Source organism: Burkholderia alba (assembly GCF_034721475.1).
Classification (GTDB): domain Bacteria; phylum Pseudomonadota; class Gammaproteobacteria; order Burkholderiales; family Burkholderiaceae; genus Burkholderia; species Burkholderia alba.
In genome coordinates this window covers 47,484-68,656 of sequence record NZ_JAWJWL010000015.1, presented here as the reverse complement: position 1 = coordinate 68,656, position 21,173 = coordinate 47,484, and the positions used below count along the sequence as shown (strand labels likewise).

The following is a 21,173-nucleotide window of genomic DNA, read 5'->3' as shown; positions in this document are numbered from 1 at the left end:
CGTGGTCAGGCGGCTTCGGCCGAGCGCGCGGGGGCGGCGGCGGGCGCGGCGAGGGCATCGCGGCGCGGCGCCGCATAGGCGTGGTAGTCCGCCATCGAGAAGCGGGCGGTGGCCTGCCGGAAGCGCCAGGTGAAGCCGGGCCAGAGCGTCGTGTTCTTGCCGGTGCGCGGGTCGAGATACCAGCTCTTGCAACCGCCCGTCGACCAGATCGCGCGCTTGAGCTTCTGCTGCAGCTGGTTGTTGTATTCCGCCTCGACGAGCGGCCGCACCTCGATCGCGTCGGCTTGCCCGGTGCGCATCGCCTTCAGCGCGCCCAGGATGTATTCGATCTGCGATTCGATCATGAACACCATCGAGTTGTGACCGAGGCCGGTGTTCGGCCCGACGAGCATGAAGAAGTTCGGATAGCCCGGCAGCGTGGTGCCGAGGTACGCGTGCGCGCCGTCGCGCCAGGTATCGACGATGTCGACGCCGCCGCGGCCGCGGATCACGCCGCGCGGGAACGGATCGGCGACCTGGAAGCCGGTGCCGTAGATCAGGCAGTCGACTTCATGGCGCACGCCGTCCGTCGTGACGACGGCGTTCGCGTCGATCCGCTCGATGCCCGTCGTGACGACGTCGACGTTGTCGCGCGACAGCGCCGGGTAATAGTCGTTCGAGATCAGCACGCGCTTGCAGCCGAGCGTGTAGTTCGGCGTGACGGTCTCGCGCAGCACCGGATCGGGCACCTGGCGGCGGATGTGTTTCACCGCGAGCTTCTGCACGTTCTTCATCAGCGACGGATGAATCGCGAAACCGAGCACCCGCGACTCGAGCATCCAGTACAGGCCGCTGCGGATGATCTGCTGCGTGAACGGCAGCGCGCGGAACATCCATTGCTCGAACCGCGACAGCTGCCGGTCGGGCTTCGGCATGATCCACGGCGGGGTGCGCTGGAACAGCGCCAGTTGCGCGACGCGCGGCGCGATCTGCGGGACGAACTGGATCGCGCTCGCGCCGGTGCCGATCACGGCGACGCGCTTGCCGTCGAGCGGATAGTCGTGATCCCATTGCTGCGAATGGAAGGCCTTGCCGGCGAACTGCTCGACGCCGGGAATCGCCGGCATCGCGGCCCGCGACAGGCCGCCCATTCCGGAGATCAGCACGCGCGCATCGAGCCGTTTGCCGTTCGCGAACACCAGGCGCCAGCGATGCGCGGCTTCGTCGTAGGCCGCGCTCGCGAGTTCGTGGCCGAAGCGCAGGTGCTGGCCGATTCCGAAGCGCTCGACGCAGCGGTTCAGATACGCGCGGATCTCCGGCTGCGGCGCGAACATGTGCGTCCACAGCGGGTTCGGCGCGAACGAGAAGGAATAGACATGCGATTGCACGTCGCATGCGCAGCCGGGGTAGTGGTTGTCGCGCCACGTGCCGCCGACCGAATCGGCTTTTTCCAGCACCACGAAGTCGGTCACGCCGCTCTGGCGCAGACGGATCGCCATCCCGAGACCGGCGAATCCGGTGCCGATGATCGCGATGTCGATGGATTCGTCAGCGCCGTCGCCGCCGGGCGGGGCGAAAGGCGGGGTGCGCGCATTCATCCAGGTGTCTCCGTTCTGGCTCATTTTTAACTGTTACATTGAATGATGTAACAATAGGCTGCCGTAACGGAATTCGCAAGAGGGTAGACGTCTCCCTCTAGGGCGCGAGCGGGCGGCGAGATCGACCGGGTCGGGGTTTCGTAAGAGATTGAACGGGAAGGAGAATTGGCGTTCTTGTCCGGCGGCGCCGGCGGCGCCGGCGGCGGCCGGGCGCGGTCGGCGCGCCGCCGTTTGCGTACCTCCGTCCTGGCCGACGCGCACCGGACGGCGGTTCGCGGACCGCGCTGCCGCGCACGATCCGGCCCGAAAACTCATTTCATTCAGGGGATCGCGCGCTTCCGCGCGCCGCGCGTCGGCCTCGCATTGATCGGTCATGCCGAATAATCGCGTCCTGCCTTGTGTGCGGCCGGTGCGACGCTCTATGCTGATCCGTTGTCGAGCTGAGGGGGAAACATGGACCGGATTCAAGCGATGGAAGTCTTTACGCGCGTGGTCGACGCCAACAGCTTCACGCGGGCGGCCGAGACGCTCGCGATGCCGCGCGCATCGGTGACGACGATCATTCAGAACCTCGAGGCGCTGCTCGGCGTGCGCCTGATGAACCGGACGACGCGCCGGCTGTCGCTGACGCCCGACGGCGCCGCCTATTACGAGCACTGCATCAAGATCATGACGGAAATCTCGGAAGCCGACGCGAGCTTCCAGGCCGGCAACCGCAAGCCCAGCGGCACGCTGCGGATCCACATGCCCGGCGCGATCGGGCGCCGGCTCGTGATTCCCGCGTTATCGGTGTTTCACCAGCGCTACCCGGACATCGAACTGGATCTCGGCCTGTCGGACCGGCTCGTCGACCCGGTGGAGGAAGGGCTCGACTGCATGATCCGGGTCGGTCCGCTGGAGGATTCGTCGATGGTCGCGCGGCGGGTCGGGATGTTGAAGCGGGTCACCTGCGCGTCGCCCGGTTATCTGGCGAAGTACGGCGAGCCCCGGGAGATCGCCGACCTGGCCGGGCACCGCGAGGTCAGTTACCGGGCGAGCCACACCGGCCGCGCGGTGCCGTGGATTTTTCTGGTCGACGGCAAGCCGGTCGAGGTGAAGATGAATAGCCTCGTCACCGTCAACGATTCGGATGCGTACGTCACCTGCGGCGTCGAGGGGTTCGGCCTGATCCAGCCGACGCTGTTCATGGTGTTGCCGTCCCTGCTCGACGGCTCGCTGCAGGAGGTGCTGCCGGCGTACAACCCGAAGCCGAAGCCGATTTCGCTCGTCTATCCGCACAACCGGCATTTGTCGACGAAGGTCAGAGTGTTCGCCGACTGGCTCGCGGAACTGTTCGGTTCGATGCCGGCCGTCGAGGGCGAGCCGCGCCCGCGCAGCGAACCCGCGCCGAAGGCGAGCGGTACGAGCCGTCGCGTCGCGACGGCCTGACCCGATGTCGCGGGCGGGTCAGGCCGGCGCCTGCCGGCGCAGCACGCCCGCGACGATGGTCAACTGCGCGAGCGCGTAGCAGAACCAGATCGCATAGTCGCTGCCGCCGAATGCGCCGAGAAAGCGGTCGATGCCGATCAGCGCATCGGACGCGACGAACACCAGTCCGCCCAGCGCCACCTGCGCGCCGGGCGTCCGCGCGCAGAGCGCGAAAGTCGCCATTGCGCACAGCACGAAGATATAGACCGCGACCGGCACCGCCAGCGCGAGCAGATGCGGAAAGAATGCGGCGTACAGCGCGGGCGCCGCGAGCCACAGCGCGACGAGCGCCGCCGCGCGCCAGCCGCGCGGGGCGGCGCGCCACGGCGCGAACAGCCCGCAGTACGCGAGATGCGTCAACAGGAACGCGCCCAGGCCGCCGACGAACGACAGCGGCCACTGCGGGATCGCGAGCAGCACGTCGCCCAGCACGGCGGTCGCGAGCGCGACGGCGAGCCAGGCGCGCTCGCGCGCGGGGGCATGCCGCCACGCGGCCCACAGCAGCAGGACGCCCATCGCCGCCTTGGCGGCCGGCTGGCCCGCATAGGGCGCGACGCGCAACGAGAGTCCGTAGAGCAGCGCCGCGAGCACGGCGGCGAACCACGGGCCGCGGGTGCGGCCGGGCAGGGTGGGCAACATGGCGGGAGGGGTCTCCGGGCGCGGATGCGTTAGAGGGTTGCGCGGGGTTGCGCGCGCCACATCCGGGCGCTGGGGCCGGGCGCGGCGCGGTAACGCATTATGGAGAAGAAGCCCTTGGGGCGAACCGGCGAATCCTTCTAAACCGATACCGCGCGATGTCGCGTCGCGCGGTATCGGGCGGCCCGTCCGTCCGTCGCGACGGTCGAGCCGTCGCTCACATATGCCATTTCACCGCCGCCGTCAGCGTGCGCGGCTCGCCCGGCATGTTGTACAGATCCGCGTTGCCGTGCGCGGAGATGAAATACTTGCGGTCGAACAGGTTGTCGAGCGTGAGCGTCACGTCGACCCGTTTGCTGCGATAGCCGGCGCCGAGATTGAAAATCATGAACGACGGCAGCGTGACGGCATCGCTCGCCGATGCGTAGCGCGCCGACTGGAATTGCGTACCCGCCGCCGCATAGAAGCCGTACGGCAACTCGCGCTTGAGCCAGAGACTGGCACTGTGGCGCGGCATCAGCCCCGGCGTGTTGCTCGCGAGCGCGACGCCGGCCGAGGTTGCCTGCGGCGAGCCGTCGACCGTGCCGTTCAGGTACGCATAGCCCGCGTACACCGACCACTTCGGCGCGAATTCGCCGGAATAGCCGAGCTCGAAACCGTGCACGTGCTGGGTGCCGATCGGCAACGCATAGCCGGGATGGAACGGATCGCCGATCTGCTGGCTGGTCTGGCGCATGTCGAACAGCGCGACGCTCGCCATCGACTTGCCGCCGAGATCGAATCTCGAGCCGACTTCATACGCGGTGGTTTTCTGCGGCGCGAGCGCGGCGCCGTTCGCGAACGCGCCGGCGCTGATCAGCGTGTCGGCGAGCGGCGAGAACGACTGGCTGTACGACGCATACAGCGTCATCCAGTCGAACGGTTCGTAGATCAGGCCGACGCGCGGGCTCCATGCGCGGTCGCTGCGGTTCAGGTTGAGGTTCGCCGTGGTGTAGTCGTGACGGATCTGGCTCAGGTAGTCGAAGCGCAGGCCGGCCAGCAGTTTCCATTGCTCGGTCAGCGATACGAGATCCTGCGCGTAGACGCCGACGAGGCCCGTCACGGTCGCCGCGTTGGTCTTCGCCGGCGCGCCGGCTGGCACCCCGGGGAGATCGACGAGCTGCGGGTTGTAGAGGTCGTAGGTCGCAACCTTCGAGACCGAGTAGATCGTGTCGAACTTCTGCTGCTGCGACAGCTCGATGCCGTACAGCAGTTCGTGCTTCATGCCGAACAGCGAGGTTTTCTGCGTCAGCTCGAACACGCCGTCGATGCCGTGGTCGGTGCGCTGGCGGGTCGACTGGTCGATCGTGACGGTCGGTCGGACGGCGGGCTTGATCGGCGCATAGGTCGGGTAGTTCTTCCGTTCGAGCGAGAAGTCGTACGCGCGGATCGCGCCGTGAAACGACAGCTTGTCGTCGAAGCGGTGATCGAGCGACACGGTTGCGCTTTTCGCCGATACGTCGTTGTACGACGTATCGGCCGCGTTCGCCGAACCGTAGTACGTGCCGATCGGGACGTCGACCGGCCGCCCCCGGTACGCGGGCAGCCCTTGATCGCTGGTGCGGCGGTCGTGCAGATAGTCGAATTCGACGTTGAGCACGGTATCGGCGTCCAGCCTGAACTGCGCGGACGGCGCGATCGCCTGGCGATTCAGGTGGAACGGGTCGCGGAAGCTGGTCGAGTTTTCGGTCGCGCCCGTCATGCGAAAGCGCGCCGCGTCGTTCGCGTTCCAGCCGAGATCGAAATCGGCGCGCCGCTCGCCCTCGGTGCCGAGCGTGACGCCGACGTCGCGCACCGGGTTCGCGAGCGGCCTTTTCAGCACGCGGTTGACGAGGCCGCCCGCCGAGCCGCGCCCGTACAGCACGGCGGCGGGGCCTTTCAGCACTTCGATGCGCTCGACGTTCGACAGATCGCGATAGTAAAGCGCATCGTCGCGGATGCCGTCGACGTACTGATCGGTGATGCTGTTGAAGCCGCGGATCGTGATCTGGTCGCGCTGGCCGTCGCCGAGCGAGAAGCCGACCCCCGGCACGTTGCGCAGCGCGTCTTGCAGCGAGCTGGCGTTCTGGTCCTCGATGAGCGCGTGCGGCACGACGTTGACGGTCTGCGGCACGTCCATCAGCGACATGTCGGTCTTGGTCGCGGCGCGCGAGCGGCTCGCATCGTAGCGCGCGCGCTCGGCGGCGGCGCTGACGGCGATCGACGGCAGGGTTTTCTCGGTCGAAGCAGGCGTCTCGGCGAGCGCGCCGCGGGTGCCGGCGAGCGAGGTGGCGATCACGAGGACGTGGCAGGCTTGCTGTTTGATTTTCTTGAACTTCATGGGGCTGCGGGCGATGGGTTGGCAATGACGGAACGACGGACGGCAGCGGATGACGCGCCTTCCGGCGCGCCCGGCCGGGCGGTAAAAACGGCTGGGATCCTTTCTCGAAACGGGTTCGGACAAGCGGTTGAAACAGCCGCGCGCCCGGCTGCCCGCAACGGACGGGCACGACACCGGCTGCCGCGGGACGGGCATGCGAAGTGGGAAGGGAAGTGAGACGCGCTCGCGAGTTCGGCGCGCCGCCGCGTCAGCCGCGCGGGTTGTAATATTTTGAAATAATAATCGAGAATGATTCTCGATACGCAATTCTCGGGGTGCGTGTAGGGATATCGACGGCCTGGGGTCGGCCGTTTGTTATAGAGATGAAATTTTCCCGCCGCTTTCGGTTAGAGTCGTTCTCACCAGGACATTTGCCATGACGACGACTCATTTCGACACGCTTCAGTATGCCAACCGGCTCAAGGCGGCCGGCGTCGCGCCCGAGCACGCGGAGGCCGAAGCCATCGCGTTGCGCGAGACGCTCGACGCGCAACGCGCGGCGTGGTCCGTCAGGCTCGATCAGCAGCGCGCGGCGGTCGAAACGATGTGGAAGCGCGATCTCAACGGTTCGGAACAACGGATGGATGCCATGTTCGCCAAGCTCGATACCCAGACCGGCAAAGCACTGCTTTCGTTCGAGAGCAAGATGGACGGCGCCTTCGCCGCCGTCAGGGGCGAACTGACGCTGCTGAAGTGGATGCTGGGCATCCAGGTGACGGGCATCGTGTCGCTGGTCGTCAGGACTTTTTTCTGACCCCGCCTGCCGCTTGCTATCATCGCAGCCGGGATCCCCGATCCCACTCGGCTGCGCTACAGGATTCGCAAGCCAGCGCGACGGCAGCAGCGCCTCATCCCGCTCCGCGCGTTCCCAATGAATCCGGTGCCGGCGCGCCGCGCGCCCCACACTATCGTTAGCGCGGCCCCGGCTTCATCTGGCAGGTTCAACGATGACCGAACTCCTCCATGGCGACGGTGCGATCCGCCGTTCGTCCCTTTACGGTTCCTCGATCGAAAATACTTACGCGGGCGTGCTGTCGTTCATGCGCCGGACGTACACGCGCACGCTCGACGGCGCCGATGTCGTGATTTCCGGCGTGCCGCTCGATCTATCGACCACGTTTCGCTCGGGCGCGCGTCTGGGGCCCGCGGCGGTGCGCGCGGCCAGCGTGCAGTTGTCGGAGCTGAATCCCTATCCGTGGGGTTTCAATCCGTTCGACGATCTCGCCGCGATCGATTACGGCGATTGCTGGTTCGACGCGCACAATCCGCTGACGATCAAGCCCGCGATCGTCGAGCACGCGCGCACGATCCTGCGCTCCGGCGCGAAGATGCTCACGCTCGGCGGCGACCACTTCATCACCTATCCGCTGCTGATCGCGCATGCGGAGCGCTACGGCAAGCCGCTGTCGCTGATTCACTTCGATGCGCATTGCGATACCTGGGCGGACGACGAACCCGACAGCCTGAATCACGGCACGATGTTCTACAAGGCCGTGAAGGACGGCCTGATCGATCCGCATACGTCGGTGCAGGTCGGCATCCGGACATGGAACGACGATTTCATGGGCATCAACCTGCTCGATGCGCCGTGGGTGCACGAGCACGGCCCGCGCGCGGCGGCGGAGCGGATCGCGCAGATCGTCGGCGGCCGGCCCGCGTACCTGACCTTCGACATCGACTGCCTCGACCCCGCGTTCGCGCCCGGGACGGGGACGCCGGTGGCGGGCGGCCTGTCGTCCGCGCAGGCGCTGTCGATCGTGCGCGGGCTCGGCGGCGTGAACCTGATCGGCGCGGATGTCGTGGAAGTGGCGCCGGCCTACGATCATGCCGACATCACGGCGATCGCCGCCGCGCACGTCGCCTGCGATCTGCTGTGTCTGTGGCGGCAGAGGAAGGTGGGTGCGCGCTGAGCGCGAGGGCGGACGGGGCGGGCCTCGCCCGGCGCGCCGCCGGCGCGGGGCCCGCGCGGCATAGGGCGCGCCGATAAAAAACGCCCGCTTCAGGTCCGGGCCTGTAGCGGGCGTGGTCGTCGACGGAGGCGGCGCGCGCCTACTTCGCGGCCAGTGCCGCCGCAACGTTGCGATCGGTCCAGACGTTGTCGCCGACGGTGAGTTTTTGCGGGATCAGCTTCACGCCGTAGAACGCATCGGCCACCCCTTGCTGGGACGCGGCGATCTGGTCGTTGATCGGCACCGCGCCGAACGGCACGCGCTTCACCCACTTCTCGACCAGCGCCGGGCTCAGGCCGACTTTCGGCGCGAGCAGCGCGGCGGTTTCGGCGGGATGCGCGTTGACCCACAGTCCGGTCGCGCGCGCCTGCTGCAGCACCGCCCCGACGATCTCCGGGTGGTTCTGCGCGAAATCGCGGGTCGCCTCGTAGAAATTGTATGAGCCGGCGAGACCGGTGTAGTCGGACAGCGTGCGCACCTTCAGCGTGTCCTGCGCGGCCGCATAGTAAGGATCCCACACGACCCACGCATCGACGTCGCCGCTTTCGAACGCGGCGCGCGCGTCGGCGGGCGGCAGGTAGACCGGGCGGATGTCCTCGTAGCGGACGCCGGCCTTCTGCAGCGCCTTCAGCAGCAGATAGTTCGCGCTCGACCCTTTTTGCAGCGCGACCTTCCTGCCCTTGAGCCCCGCGACGTCCTTGATCGGCGAATCCGCTTTCACGAGCACCGCCTCGTTATGCGGCGCGGGCGGCTCGGCGCCGACATAGACGAAGCGCACGCCGCCCGCCTGCGCGAACACCGGCGGCGGCGCGCCCGTGTAGCCGAAGTCGATGCTGTTCGCGTTCAGCGCTTCGAGCAGCTGCGGTCCGGCCGGGAATTCGAACCACTTGACCGAGTAGCCGAGCGGCTTCAGCCGTTGTTCGAGCGAACCCTGCGCCTTGACGATCGACAGCAGCCCCGCCTTCTGATAGCCGATGCGCAGCACCTTGTCGCCGCTCTGCGCGAAGGCGGACACGGCGACGATCGAGACGAGCGCGGCGGCTACGGTTCGGGGAATCCAGCGGGCAAGGCGAAGCATCGGCACACTCTCCAGTCACGTTCAACGAAACGAGCGGCGTCAGGCGGCCGCTCGGGTCGAAGAATCGTCGCACGAGCAGCGGCTCGCGCAAACGAAGCATTGCCGATATGAATATGACGCTCGCGCGCCTATCGTTTCTTGCGCGCGGGTTTCTCGGTCGCGCCGCCGGGGGCGGGCGCGGCGGCGTCGCGCGCGGCCTGGTCGCTCAGCTTCTTGTCGAGGATGGTCGCGACCCGGCCGCCGAGATACGCGCTCGAAGCCGCTTCGAGCGCGCGGTTCATCTCGCCCTCGACGAACACCGCGGACAGCGGCCGCAGCCGCCAGATCGCGTCGACCAGCTCGGGCACGTCGGTGGGGGGCGGCAGCGTGTCCGCATCGTAGCGGTCGAGACGGCGCACGACGAGCTCGACGAGCGCGCGCGCGATCGCGTCGAAATGCGGGCGGGCGATGCTCATCGCGTCGAGCAGTTCGCGGGCGGGGATGCCTTCGCGAACCATCGCGGCGGCGGCCTCCAGCATCGTGGGGCTTTTCGCAACGAACGAGAGGCCGCGCCGCTCCAGCAGCCCGAGATCCGCGACCCGGGACAGCGACGTGGGCGTCTGCGGACCGAACATCTGGATCAGTTGCGCGAGCGAGTAGGTTTGCGGGCGCTCGTGCGACCAGCGCCCGCCGATCGCGTTTTCGAGGCCGAGGATCGAGCGCAGGTCGTGGCCGTCGTCGATCGCCTTGATGAGATCCTGGATGTTCGACAGCGTGTAGCCGCGCGCGAGCAGGTGATTGATGACCTTCAGCCGGGCGACGTGCGTGTCGTCGTAGATGCCGACCCGTCCGCGCTTTTCCGGCGGCGCGAGCAAGCCGCGATCCTGGTATGCGCGGACGTTGCGCACGGTGGTGTCGGACACGCGTGCGAGTTCGTCGACTGTGTATTCGTTGATCGTTGCCGCGTCGGGCGCGGCGTCGGCGGAGAGGGGCTTGGGCGATTTCGGCATGCGGCGATTTTAGCGCGAGCCGGCCGCGCGGTGCGCGGAGTCGGCGGGCGGATGGCCCGCGCCGCCGCCCAGCGCGCGCTGCAGCAGCGCGGTGTCGATCCAGCGGCCGTGCTTGAAGCCGACCGCTTTCAGCGTGCCGACCGGCTCGAAGCCGAATGCCTGGTGCAGCGACGTGGAGCCGCCCGCGCTGTCCGCGATGACGGCGATCATCTGCCGCCACGGGCCGCCCTCGCAGCGTTCGAGCAGCGCGGCGAGCAGCGCCCGTCCGACGCCCCGGCCACGCTGCGCATCGGCGATGTAGATCGAATCCTCGATCGTGTAGCGGTAGGCGCTGCGCGGCCGGTAGGGCGTCGCATACGCGTAGCCGGCGACTTCGCCGTCGATTTCCGCGACGAGATACGGCAGCCCGTGCTGCAGCACGGCGTCGCGCCGGGCACGCAGCGTCGCGGCGTCGGGCGGGGTTTCTTCCAGCGACGCGACGCCCGTCAGCACGTGGTGCGCGTAGATGGCCCGGATCGCATCGAGATCGTGGTCGGTGGCGTCGCGGATGACGCAGGCGAGGGGTGCGGCGGCGGTAGGCATGGCGAAGCGGGGACAGCGTGTTGGAACCGTCACTATGCCCGTGTTCAAAAATTCCCGCAAAACGGCGTCGGTGCGGTGCCGCCGGCATGCCCGCTATCCGGACGGACGGGCGCGTCGGCGACGGCGGACGCTGAGAGCCCGCCATCGGGGGCATCGGCCATGCGGCCGGGGCCGGCGGGACCGGCCATTGAGTAGCGGGGGCCAGAACCGAAACGAAGCGGGTCTCGCGGAATCGGCGCGCCGCCCCGGATCGTCGATTCCGCGCTTCAGTCCGCCTTCCTGAACGGAATGTCCTCGACGAACCACGCGAGCGCGAACGCAATCGCGATGATGGCCGCGGCGGCCAGGTACACGGTATGCAGCGAGCCGGCGAACGCGTGCAGGTACTGATCGCGCAGGGCGTCGGTCAACTGATGCACGGCGCCCGGTCCGAGCGACGCCGGCAGCGCGGCGCCGGGGGGCAGCAGCGCGGTCAGCCGCGCGTGCAGGCCGTTCGAGAACAGCGCGCCGAACGCGGCGACGCCGAGCGAGCCGCCGATCGAGCGGAACAGCGTGGTGCCCGAGGTGGCGACGCCCATATGCCGGAACTCGACCGCATTCTGCACCGCGAGCACGATCACCGGCATCACCATCCCGAGCCCGAAGCCGAGCAGCGCCATGTACAGGTACATGGTGGAGAGCGGCGTGGTCAGCGACAGGGTCGACAGCAGCAGCATCGCGACGCCGGCCAGCGCCGTGCCGGCGATCGGGAACAGCCGGTATTTGCCGAGCCGCGTGATGAGCCGCCCGCTCGCGACCGACGTAACGAGCATCCCGCCCATCATCGGTAGCAGCTGGATCCCGGCCTGGGTGGGCGTCGAGCCCTTGACGACCTGCAGGTACAGCGGAATGAAGGTTACCGACCCGAACAGCGAGATGCCGACGACGAAGCCGATCAGGCTGCACAGCACGAAGGTGCGGTGCCGGAACAGCATCAGCGGGATGATCGGCTCGGCGGCGAGCCGTTCTTCGTAGACGAACCCGGCGACCGCGACGAGGCCGAGCGCCAGCGTGAACCACAGCTGCGGCGACGACCACGGCAGGATCGCTCCGCCCTGGCTGGTGAACAGGATGACGCAGGTGAGCGCGGTGGCGAGGAAGCCGGCGCCCAGGTAGTCGATTCGGTGGCGCACGTGCGCCGTGCGGGGCCGGAACGCGGCGCCGATCACGACGAGCGACAGCGCGCCGAGCGGCAGGTTGATGTAGAAGATCCAGCGCCACGACAGGTGCTGGACGAGAAAGCCGCCGAGCAGCGGCCCGATCACGGTCGCGAGGCCGTATACGCCGCCGAACATGCCCTGGTAGCGGCCCCGCTGGTCGGGCGGGATCAGGTCGCCGATCGCGGCCATCGTGATCACCATCAGGCCGCCGCCGCCGAGGCCCTGCAGCGCGCGCAGCACGATCAGCTGAGTCATGTCCTGCGCGAGCCCGCACAGCGCCGAGCCCGCGAGAAACAGGGCGATGGCGACCTGCAGCACGATCTTGCGCCCGTACAGGTCGCCGAGCTTGCCGTACAGCGGCAGCACCACGGTCGACGCCAGCAGGTACGCGGTGACGACCCACGACAGCTGTTCGAGCCCGCCCAGCTCGCCGACGATGGTGGGCAGCGCGGTCGACACGATGGTCTGATCGAGCGCCGACAGCAGCATGACCAGCAGCAGCGCGGCGATCGTCAGTCCGACGGACGCGCGCGGCCGGACCGGCTCGACGTCCGCGGGCGACACGGAGGATGAGGTTTGCATGGGGGATGGTTGTCGTGTCATTTGATTTGCTCGGAAATGTAGGAGCAATCACTTGACTAGTCAATATCTGCCCTGTCACAAAATATTCACGGCGTAACCAAGCATGACAGCGCGGGCAGCACGCGGCGGCGGGGCTGCGACCGCCTGCCGCGGGCGGTCGTCTCAAGTTTTACGTAGGCGGACCGTAAACGCCGGAGACGTCCCACGACTTTCCTTATTGCGCCCGTCCCGCCATGAATGCTCTGTTTTCCCGTTTTTCAATTCGTACCCGGATCTTCTCCACGCTCGGCCTGGCCGCGGCGCTGCTGGTGATGATCGGCCTCGTCGGGCTGTTCGGCATGCAAAGCTCGAACGATGCGCTCGAGGAGGCCTACACGCAGCAGCTCGCGTCGAAGACCGCGCTCGCCGCGTCGAACCTCAACCTGACCATCGTGCGCACGACGCTCGACCGCGCGATCCTGCACCCCGAGGCCGCCGACCTGGCCGATACCGTCACCAAGGCGGAACGTTATCTCGCAACGTCGGAGCGCGCGTGGCGCGACTACGATGCGCTGCCGCACGACGGCGACGAGAAGTCGCTGGCATCGCAGACGGGCGCCGCGCGACGCGCGTTCGTCGACCAGGCGATCCGGCCGATGATCGACGCGGTCAAGGCCGGCGGGCACGGTGAAGCCGACCGGCTGATGATGACGGTCGCGCCTCCGCTGTCGGTCGCGCTGTCGAAGGCTACCAACGCACTCGACGATTTCCAGACCGCGCGCGGCAAGGACGTGTTCGACACCGCGCAGCAGACCTTCAAGTGGCTGCGGATCGGCATGGCCGCCGCGATCGTGTTCGGGCTGGCTGCCTGCGTCGGTTGCGCGATCGGGCTGCACTTCGCGATCACGCAGCCGCTCGGGCGCCTGCTCGGTCATTTCCGCCGCCTGTCGGAAGGCGACCTGACGGCCGAACTGCGCTGGACCTCCCGCGACGAAATGGCCGAACTGGTGAAGGGCGTGACGGGCATGCAGCGCAGCCTCGCGCAGACGGTGCGTCAGGTGACGAACGGCTCCGAATCGATCGCGACCGCGACGCGCCAGATCGCGGCGGGCAATACCGATCTGTCGCAGCGCACGGAAGAGCAGGCATCGGCGCTGCAGGAGACCGCGGCGAGCATGGAGCAGCTCACGGCGACCGTGAAGCAGAACGCCGACAACGCGCGCGAGGCGCAGCACTGCGCGGACAGCGCGTCCGACATCGCGACCCGGGGCGCGACCGTGGTGGGCGAGGTGATCGGCACGATGACGGAGATCGACCAGAGTTCGCAGAAGGTGGCGGACATCATCGGCACGATCGAGGGCATCGCGTTCCAGACCAACATCCTCGCGCTGAACGCGGCCGTCGAGGCTGCGCGCGCGGGCGAGCAGGGCCGTGGCTTCGCCGTGGTGGCGGGCGAGGTGCGCACGCTCGCGCAGCGTTCGGCCTCGGCGGCGAAGGAGATCCGCACCCTGATCGGAGAATCGGTCGAGCGGGTGGCGACGGGGTCGCGCCTGGTCGGCTCGGCCGGCAACACGATGCAGGAAATCCAGCGTGCGATCGGCCGCGTGACGGGCATCATGTCGGAAATCGCCGCCGCGTCCAACGAGCAGCGCGACGGCATCGAACAGGTGAATCGCGCAGTGTCGCAGATGGATCAGGTGTCGCAGCAGAACGCGGCGCTCGTCGAGCAGGCGGCCGCCGCGGCCGCGTCGCTGGAAGAACAGGCGGACGGGCTGCGCCGCGCGGTGGGCGCGTTCCAGGTCGCGTGAGTGGCGCGGCGCGCGGGCGCCGGCCAGGCCGTCAGGCCGGGCTCAGGTGCGCCGCCGCGCGCTGCGATGCGACCACGATGAGCTTCATCGTGGCGCGCGTCGCGCCGACGAACAGCTTGCGCGCCGCGCGTTCGTCGAATGTATCGAAGTCCACTTCCGTCAGGATCACGCACGGCGCGGCCTGTCCCTTGAAGCGGTAGATCGAATCGAGCAGCACGTCGCCTTCGCGGTATTCGGGGTTGCCGAACAGGTCGTACTTGCCGGTGAAACTCCTCACGCGGTGCGGGCCCAACTGGTCGAGTGCCGCGAGCGCGGAGCCTTCGCGGCCCCGGAACGACAGCACCGCGATGTCCTGCTTGCGAAACCCCAGCGACAGCGCCTGCGTGATCGCGCGCTTGGTCGCGTCGATGCACGCCTGTGCGGTGGGGTCCGCATCGGGATAGGGATTGACGGCGATCTCGGAGCCGTCGAACGGCCCGCCCGCCCGCAGCTCGGCCGCCAGCGGCTCGACTCGGCCGACCACCGTTCGCACGTAGTCGAGGATGTCGCGGGGGCTGCGATGATTGGTCAGCTCGCGGATCGTCACCCAGCCCGGCAGCGCCACCGGCGCGCGCATGTAGAGGTTCTGCAGCGGATCTTCCAGCCACCACCACGCGCCGTCGGGGGCGAGCACGCGTTCGAGCGCGGCGGCCCAGGGCGCGTGGAAATCCTGCCCCTCGTCGACGATCACCACGTCGAAGGTCCAGCGCGCCGAGACCGGCGCGTCGGCGAAGCGCGCCTCGAGCTGCGCGAACGCGTCGGGCGCCTCGAAGTCGGGCACGTGGCCGCCGTCGCGCGCGACCCAGTCGCACAGCTGATGATAGTTGGCGATCTTCGCGCCGGGCGGCGCGATGCGCGCGATGTAATCGGCGAGCGGGCGGTTGAAGCAGACGTAGAGCACCCGCCGGCCCGCCGCGACCGCGTCGCGCATCACCTGCACCGCGAGCTGGGTCTTGCCGGAACCGGCGGTACCGATCACGCGCAGCCGGAACGGCGCGAAATCCAGCCGCCGCGCCCAGGTCGCGAGGCCGCCGGACAGCCGCGTGACGAGCGTGTCCGCCTGGCCGACGAGCGCGCTCGTATCGGGCGTGAGCGCGAGTTCGTCGGCGAGGAAATGATGGATCTTCGGGGCGCCGGCGAAGCGCGGCTCGTCGGCGGGCAGCGCGGCCACGATGATGTCGGCCAACTGATGCTTGCGCGTCGCGTCGACGATCCGGTCGGGCGGAACGCCCGCGATGGCCGCGTTCCTGACCGTGTAGTCGGGACAGTACAGCAGCGCTTCGATGCCGTACGCGCCCGCGCCGAACGACGCGGTGAAGCGGCGGTGCAGGCTTTCCAGCGTGCGGGCGAGCTGGATCGACACGTTGCGTTCGGTTTGCAGGTAGACCTTGACGAGCCCCTTGTGCGTTTCGCGCAGGAAGCCGGCTTTCTGCTCGATCAGCAGCACGCGTCCCGCCGGGCTCACGATCACGAAATCGGCTTCGCCGAATACGGAGAAACTTTGCTCGGCGCGCGTCCAGTGCACGCCGTGATAGACGGTGTAGCCGTCGGGCAGCGCCTGCTCCAGCGCGGCCAGCGTTTCGCGCTCGCGCTCGGCGGCGCCCGTGGCGGCCAGACTCTTCCAGTCGTCGGGGATGATGCGGGCCATGTCGGGTCCTTGCAGTACTTGGCGATGGCGGAGAATCGCCGGCTATTGTACGCAGGACGCGCGAGGCGGGAGGAATCGGGACGGGCCGGCGTCAGCCGCGCGACAGGCGCTTGGCCAGGTCGGCGCTCAGGATCGCCATGCGGGCGGGTTTCTCGTAGCAGACGACGTCGAACGAGCGGATCACTTCGCTGATCTCGATTTCGCTCGCGCGGCCGGTCAGGAGGTCGCCCGTCAGCACGAACACCGGCGCGCCCGGATTGTCGGACGCCCGCACGGCCTTGACCGCGGCGGCGGCGGTGCAGTCGTCGAACACCCATTCGGTGACGACCGCGTCGAAAGCCTGGCCCTGCAGCGCGTCGATGAAGGCGGGCAGGCGGTCGAAATGGGCGGTCGAGAAACCCTGTTCGTCCAGGTAGCGGCACACGTCGTCGGCATCCTGCCGGTCGGCGTCGATCACCGCGACGAGCAGCTTGTCGTTCTCGGCGCGGCGCGGGTAGATCTCGATCTTGTGCACGTCGTACGCGTTCTGATACAGCACGCCGGTGTGACGCAGCACGCGCCAGCGGCCCTGCTGCTCGTAGGCGACGAACTCGGGGCGCGCGCCGGGATCGAGCGGCGCGCCGATCCACGCGGTGCACGGCATTTCGGCGATGCCCGCATACAGCACCGCTTCCTGCGAGCACGCGCCCACCATGCCGGGATCGAGCGCCTGCGCGCCGAACAGCTGGGCGGCGGGTTCGCCGTATGCCTCGGCGACCTTCTTCAGCTGCGCGAGCGTCCATGGGCTGCTGCCGCGCAGCTTGCGGTGCCCTTGGGAAAAGCTCAGGTCGAGAATCCGGCACAGTTCGGTGGTCTGCTGCCGTTTCCCGATGCCGTTGCGGCTCATCAGCTCGCGCACGCGCTCAGCGACCGCGAGGGAATCCGTGGTGATTGCTTCATTGGCCATGCTACGGGGGCGGATCGGGTCGAATGACGTTCAGGATGGGGCCTTGCGGCGCCGGGTTCGGCATCGTGGCGATACCATCGGGGCGAGCCGACCGGCTACGCGCGAAAGAGATAACTTTACCGCAAAACGGGCTCCGTTCCGCGCTCCGGCCTCGCACGTTTCTGTGAAAGGTGTATCTCGACGTTACTGGGAAACGCCGGCCGGCCATGTGCAACAAGGCTCGCGCGGCGCTCGATCCACGTCCGGGGCTGGCAAGGCGCCGCGTTCGAGAGTCCTGGCGGCGTGCCTGCACGCGCAGCCGGGGCGGGAGGGCGCAATGCGCCGGCCGACAGTGCCGCGCACGCGCACCGCGTGCGTCGCCGAGGCCATTACCCGGCCGTACCGGTCGAATCGGCGGCCGAGATCGCCTGCCCCAGCCGGACCAGATGCCGCTTCGCGGCCGCGGTGTCGCCGCGCGACAGCCACTTGATGCAGTCGAGCAATTCCCAGGCCAGCCACGGGTCGCCGCCGTGATACACGGGCAGCGCGTCGCGGCCGGGCGCGGGCGATGCGCAGACCCGGCCGGCCAGACAGCCGTCGCGGCTGAGGAGTTCGACATACGGCTGTTTCAGCGCGAACGGCAGCGTGGGCGGGATCACGTGGAATTCGCACGACGTGAAATCGTTGAAGATCAACGCCCGATACGGGCTGTCCGGCGCATGCCGACCGTCGAACGTCATCAGCGTGTCGGACGGCGCGATCTGCGCGCCGATCGCGTCGAATACGGCCTGGCTGGCGCCGTCCGCGCAGAACACGACGAGATCGAGATCCGACAGGCGGTCCGCGCTGCCTTTCGCGAACGATCCCAGCAGCGCGGCCCCCAGGCAGCCGGGCGTTGCGCGCAGGGCCGCCGCGAGGCGCTCGAGCCGCGCGATCTGGGACGTGGTGGCGGGGTTGCCGCGCCATCGGTCGAGGAATTCGGGCAGGCGCGGCGCGGCGGGGGCGACGGAGGTCATGGGCAGGGCGCTCGGGTTCGGGAGACGGCCGCTATCATCGCCTGATTCGGCGGGGAAGGCACGGTCGTTTCCGATCGGCCCGGCGGCACGATGCGCATGGCGACGGTATCGCGCCTGCCGCATGGCGTCGAGTGGCGCGTGTTGTGAGACGATGTCGGCCCGGCCCGGCGCGACCCGGCGCCGTCGCGAGGCGGCCCGTGCGCGGTTTCCCGCCCGACGCTTTTTCTTCGTTTCGGAACTTGCCAGCATGACGACCACCTATCCGCTTCATGGCGCCTTCTCCCGCGCCGACGAGCCGTTTCCCGAGCGTGCCGACGTGGTGATCGCGGGCGCCGGCATCATGGGGTGCGCCGCCGCCTACTACCTCGGCTTGCGCGGTCTCGACGCGGTGGTGCTCGACAAGTCGCGGATCGCCGGCCAGCAGTCGACCCGGGCGTGGGGCTTCGTGCGCCAGCAGGGCCGCGAAGCCGCCGAGGTGCCGTTGATGATGGCCGGCATGCGCCTTTGGGAAACGCTCGAACGGGAGCTGGGCGCCGATCTCGAATGGCGCCAGGGCGGTTGCCTCTACCTGGCCGGCGACGACGACGACCTGGCGTCGTTCGAGCGCTGGATGGAGGTTGCCCGCGCGCACGGCCTCGATACGCACACGCTGACGCCCGCGCAGATCGGCGAACGCGTGACGGGCCTCGCGGTGCCCGCGCGCGGCGGCCTCTATACGGCGAGCGACGGACAGGCCGAACCCCGCCGGGTTGCCGCCGCATTCGCGGCGCGGGCGGCGGCAGGCGGTGCGCGCTTCGTCGAGGGCTGCGGCGTGACCGCGATCGAGACGGCGGGCGGCGCGGTCACGGGCGTCGTGACCGAACGCGGCACGATCCGCGCGTCGCGGGTGATCTGCGCGGCGGGCGCGACCAGCTATCGGCTGCTCGACGGGGTCGGTGTCCGCCTGCCGCAGCAGTCGGTGCGGGGCACCTGCATGCGCACCAACGTGCTGCCCGCGGTATCGGCGGCGACGCTGTGGGGGCACGGGCTGGGTATCCGGCAGCGTGCGAGCGGCGCGATCAATCTCGCCGACGACATGCAGGTGGACGTCGACATGACCCTCGGCCATCTGCGCGGACTGAGCCTGTTCTGGCCGGAACTTTGGGCGCAGCGCGACAAGTTCCGCTTTCACCTGAACGGCGCCGCCTGGCGCGACGCGTGCAAGCGGCTCGGCGGCGGGTGGCATCCGCTCGAGCCGCGCGATCCCGGTCCGCAGCCGAACCCGGCTCATGCGCCGCGCGCGCTGGCGAAACTGAAGGCGATGTTCCCGGCGCTCCGGGATGCGCAGATCGTCGAGGCGTGGGCCGGGCTGATCGACGTGGTGCCCGACGGCATTCCCGTGATCGATGCGCCGGGCTCGCTGCGCGGGCTCACGATCGCCACCGGATTCTGCGGACACGGATTCGCGATGGGGCCGATCGTCGGACGGCTGCTCGCGGAATGGATCGATACCGGCGCGACGTCGCTCGACCTGTCGGCGTTTCGCGCGGCGCGCTTCGTCGACGGAACCATGAAGCGGCCGACCAGCATGCTGTAGCCCGTTCATGCCGGCACGGTTGCGCGGCATGCGCATCCATCGGGATGTGCATGCCGCCCGCGCATCCGGCCGGCACCGGTGCCGCGGCATCGTAGAATCACCCGGCTGTCACTCTGGAGAAACTCGTTGGCGTCGCCTTCCGATCACCGCAAGTCGCTGCGTTTCCGTCTGCGCCGGGCGCGCAATCCGTGGCAGGCGCCGCGTTCCCGCACGCTGTTCACCCGGCCCGTCGCGTCGCCGCAGCGCACGCTGATATTCCGCCTCGGGCTGGTCGTCGGGCTGTGCGTGCTCGCGTTCCTGGTGCTGTATCTCGACCGCGACGGCCTGCGCGATTCGACCAAGAGCACGCCGATGGGCATCGCCGATCTGGTCTATTTCACGATGGTCACCGTCGCGACGGTCGGCTACGGCGATATCGTGCCCGTGACCGCGCGGGCCCGCCTGCTCGATGCGTTCTTCATCGTCCCGATCCGTATCGGCATCTGGTTCATCTTCCTGGGCACGGCTTACCAGTTCGTGATTCAGCGCGTTATCGAGGAATACCGCATGAAGCGTCTGCAAAAACAATTGTGCGATCACATCGTCGTCTGCGGCTACGGGCTGAGCGGGTCGATCGCGGTGCGCGAACTGCTGGAAAGCGGCGTCGATCCGGCCACGATCATCGTGATCGACGCGCAGGAACAGACGTTGGAAGCGGCCTCGGTGCTGGGCGTCACGGGGCTGTGCGGCGATCCCGCGCAGGAGGATCTCCTGCAGCAGGCGCAGGTGCGCACCGCGAAGGCCGTGATCATCTCGGTGACCGACGATCCCACCGCGATCCTGCTCACGCTGTCGGTGCGCAGCATCGCGCCGGATACGAAGATCGTCGTGCGGATCCAGGAGAACCTGTATCAGCGCCAGTTGCGCCAGGCCGGCGCCGACGTGATCGTGTCGTCGACCAAGATCGGCGCGCTGCTGCTGGCCGATGCGGTCAGCAGCCGCTACATCGTGCCGTTCGTCAACGACATGCTGTCGACCCGGGGCCGCGCGACGCTGGTCGAGCGCCCGGCCACGAAGCAGGAGATCGGCTGCATGTCGAACGCGGTCGCGGGCGCCATCGTGATCGGGCTGGAGCGGACGGGGAAGACCCTGTCCTTCTACGAGGATCCGCCGTGCCGGATCGAGGCAGGGGATACGCTGGTCGTGATCCAGTCGGCGCGGATCATCGATCCGGGCAATCTCGACAAGGCGGACTGAGCGCGCGGCGGGCGCGGGCTGACGGCGGATTGCGATTGCGCCTGCCGCCGGCGAGGGCTTTGGGCGACTCATTTGCTCCCGCCTGAAGCCCTTAGAGCCTTATTCAGCCTGCGATTTGTGGGTGTCGTTGTTCTTGTGGACCGGCTAGCCTTTCGTAGGCATCTTCGAGCCATCATTTACGGCAACCGGGGAGGTCAGCATGAGCGGCAAGCGGCACACGGATGAGTTCAAGATCGCCACGGACGTGAAGGTCTACTTCTGCGACCCGCGAAGTCCTTGGCAACGTGGTACCCACGAAAACACGAACCGACTCCTGCGTCAGTACTTGCCCCACGGTACGCAACTTGATCAATACTCGCAGGCGGAATTGAACAAGATCGCAGCGCAACTCAATGAAAGACCCAGAAAGACATTGGGCTTCATGTCTCCGACCGATAAGCTACGCGAGGCTGTTGCTGCGACTCATTGAACCTACCGCGGCTTTTTCTA

The 21,173-nt window shown here is 68.3% G+C and carries 16 protein-coding genes and 1 pseudogene; 7 read left to right on the top strand and 10 right to left on the bottom strand.

Annotated elements, in window-relative coordinates:
* Window positions 1-5: 5 nt before the first annotated feature.
* Window positions 6-1,577, bottom strand: a complete 1,572-nt coding sequence (locus tag RZR99_RS18265) for a flavin-containing monooxygenase (protein WP_323121171.1) — start codon at window positions 1,575-1,577, stop codon at window positions 6-8.
* Window positions 1,578-2,030: 453 nt separating this feature from the next.
* On the opposite strand from RZR99_RS18265, the gene RZR99_RS18260 reads away from it, so the two are divergent.
* Window positions 2,031-3,005, top strand: a complete 975-nt coding sequence (locus RZR99_RS18260) for a LysR family transcriptional regulator (RefSeq protein ID WP_323121170.1) — start codon at window positions 2,031-2,033, stop codon at window positions 3,003-3,005.
* Window positions 3,006-3,023: 18 nt separating this feature from the next.
* Here RZR99_RS18260 and RZR99_RS18255 read toward each other — a convergent pair whose 3' ends face one another.
* Both RZR99_RS18255 and RZR99_RS18250 read right to left on the bottom strand, forming a co-directional pair.
* Window positions 3,024-3,683, bottom strand: coding sequence for a lysoplasmalogenase (locus RZR99_RS18255; RefSeq protein ID WP_323121169.1), 660 nt, complete (start codon window positions 3,681-3,683; stop codon window positions 3,024-3,026).
* A 214-nt stretch (window positions 3,684-3,897) separates the two neighbouring features.
* A complete protein-coding gene (locus tag RZR99_RS18250) occupies window positions 3,898-6,039 on the bottom strand; it encodes a TonB-dependent receptor (protein ID WP_323121168.1) in 2,142 nt (713 codons plus the stop codon).
* 415 nt (window positions 6,040-6,454) lie between these two features.
* Between RZR99_RS18250 and RZR99_RS18245 the strand changes: the two genes are divergently transcribed.
* Together RZR99_RS18245 and speB are read left to right on the top strand one after the other, a co-directional pair.
* Complete coding sequence (locus RZR99_RS18245; RefSeq protein ID WP_323121167.1) at window positions 6,455-6,832, top strand: hypothetical protein; 378 nt, start codon at window positions 6,455-6,457, stop codon at window positions 6,830-6,832.
* A 193-nt stretch (window positions 6,833-7,025) separates the two neighbouring features.
* Window positions 7,026-7,988, top strand: coding sequence for an agmatinase (speB, locus tag RZR99_RS18240; RefSeq protein WP_323121166.1), 963 nt, complete (start codon window positions 7,026-7,028; stop codon window positions 7,986-7,988).
* A 139-nt stretch (window positions 7,989-8,127) separates the two neighbouring features.
* On the opposite strand, the gene RZR99_RS18235 is transcribed toward speB, so the two are convergent.
* The 4 genes from RZR99_RS18235 to RZR99_RS18220 all read right to left on the bottom strand — a co-directional run bounded on the left by RZR99_RS18235 (window position 8,128) and on the right by RZR99_RS18220 (window position 12,457).
* The gene (locus RZR99_RS18235) at window positions 8,128-9,105 is read right to left on the bottom strand and encodes a sulfonate ABC transporter substrate-binding protein (protein WP_323121165.1); all 978 of its coding nucleotides are present in this window, start codon (window positions 9,103-9,105) and stop codon (window positions 8,128-8,130) included.
* Between the two features lie 128 nt (window positions 9,106-9,233).
* Window positions 9,234-10,094, bottom strand: coding sequence for a MerR family transcriptional regulator (locus RZR99_RS18230; RefSeq protein ID WP_323121164.1), 861 nt, complete (start codon window positions 10,092-10,094; stop codon window positions 9,234-9,236).
* 9 nt (window positions 10,095-10,103) lie between these two features.
* Window positions 10,104-10,676: a GNAT family N-acetyltransferase gene (locus RZR99_RS18225; RefSeq protein ID WP_323121163.1), complete on the bottom strand. Its 573-nt coding sequence runs from the start codon at window positions 10,674-10,676 to the stop codon at window positions 10,104-10,106.
* 266 nt (window positions 10,677-10,942) lie between these two features.
* Window positions 10,943-12,457: an MDR family MFS transporter gene (locus RZR99_RS18220; RefSeq protein WP_323121162.1), complete on the bottom strand. Its 1,515-nt coding sequence runs from the start codon at window positions 12,455-12,457 to the stop codon at window positions 10,943-10,945.
* A gap of 233 nt (window positions 12,458-12,690) precedes the next feature.
* On the opposite strand from RZR99_RS18220, the gene RZR99_RS18215 reads away from it, so the two are divergent.
* Window positions 12,691-14,244, top strand: coding sequence for a methyl-accepting chemotaxis protein (locus tag RZR99_RS18215; RefSeq protein ID WP_323121161.1), 1,554 nt, complete (start codon window positions 12,691-12,693; stop codon window positions 14,242-14,244).
* A gap of 31 nt (window positions 14,245-14,275) precedes the next feature.
* Here RZR99_RS18215 and RZR99_RS18210 read toward each other — a convergent pair whose 3' ends face one another.
* The 3 genes from RZR99_RS18210 to RZR99_RS18200 form a co-directional block, all read right to left on the bottom strand.
* Entirely contained in the window at window positions 14,276-15,931 is a 1,656-nt protein-coding gene (locus RZR99_RS18210; protein ID WP_323121160.1) for an ATP-binding domain-containing protein, read from the bottom strand.
* A 91-nt stretch (window positions 15,932-16,022) separates the two neighbouring features.
* Window positions 16,023-16,877, bottom strand: a complete 855-nt coding sequence (locus tag RZR99_RS18205) for a helix-turn-helix domain-containing protein (protein ID WP_323121159.1) — start codon at window positions 16,875-16,877, stop codon at window positions 16,023-16,025.
* Window positions 16,878-17,245: 368 nt separating this feature from the next.
* The gene (locus RZR99_RS18200) at window positions 17,246-17,872 is read right to left on the bottom strand and encodes a nucleotidyltransferase domain-containing protein (RefSeq protein ID WP_323121158.1); all 627 of its coding nucleotides are present in this window, start codon (window positions 17,870-17,872) and stop codon (window positions 17,246-17,248) included.
* Window positions 17,873-18,119: 247 nt separating this feature from the next.
* On the opposite strand from RZR99_RS18200, the gene RZR99_RS18195 reads away from it, so the two are divergent.
* The 3 genes and pseudogenes from RZR99_RS18195 to RZR99_RS18185 all read left to right on the top strand — a co-directional run.
* Window positions 18,120-19,448 carry an NAD(P)/FAD-dependent oxidoreductase gene (locus RZR99_RS18195; protein ID WP_323121157.1) on the top strand — a complete coding sequence of 443 codons (1,329 nt, stop codon included), beginning with the start codon at window positions 18,120-18,122 and terminating at the stop codon, window positions 19,446-19,448.
* 126 nt (window positions 19,449-19,574) lie between these two features.
* Window positions 19,575-20,684, top strand: coding sequence for a potassium channel family protein (locus RZR99_RS18190; protein WP_323121156.1), 1,110 nt, complete (start codon window positions 19,575-19,577; stop codon window positions 20,682-20,684).
* 214 nt (window positions 20,685-20,898) lie between these two features.
* Window positions 20,899-21,153: pseudogene (locus RZR99_RS18185) on the top strand (IS30 family transposase); the annotation flags it as partial.
* Window positions 21,154-21,173: the final 20 nt, after the last annotated feature.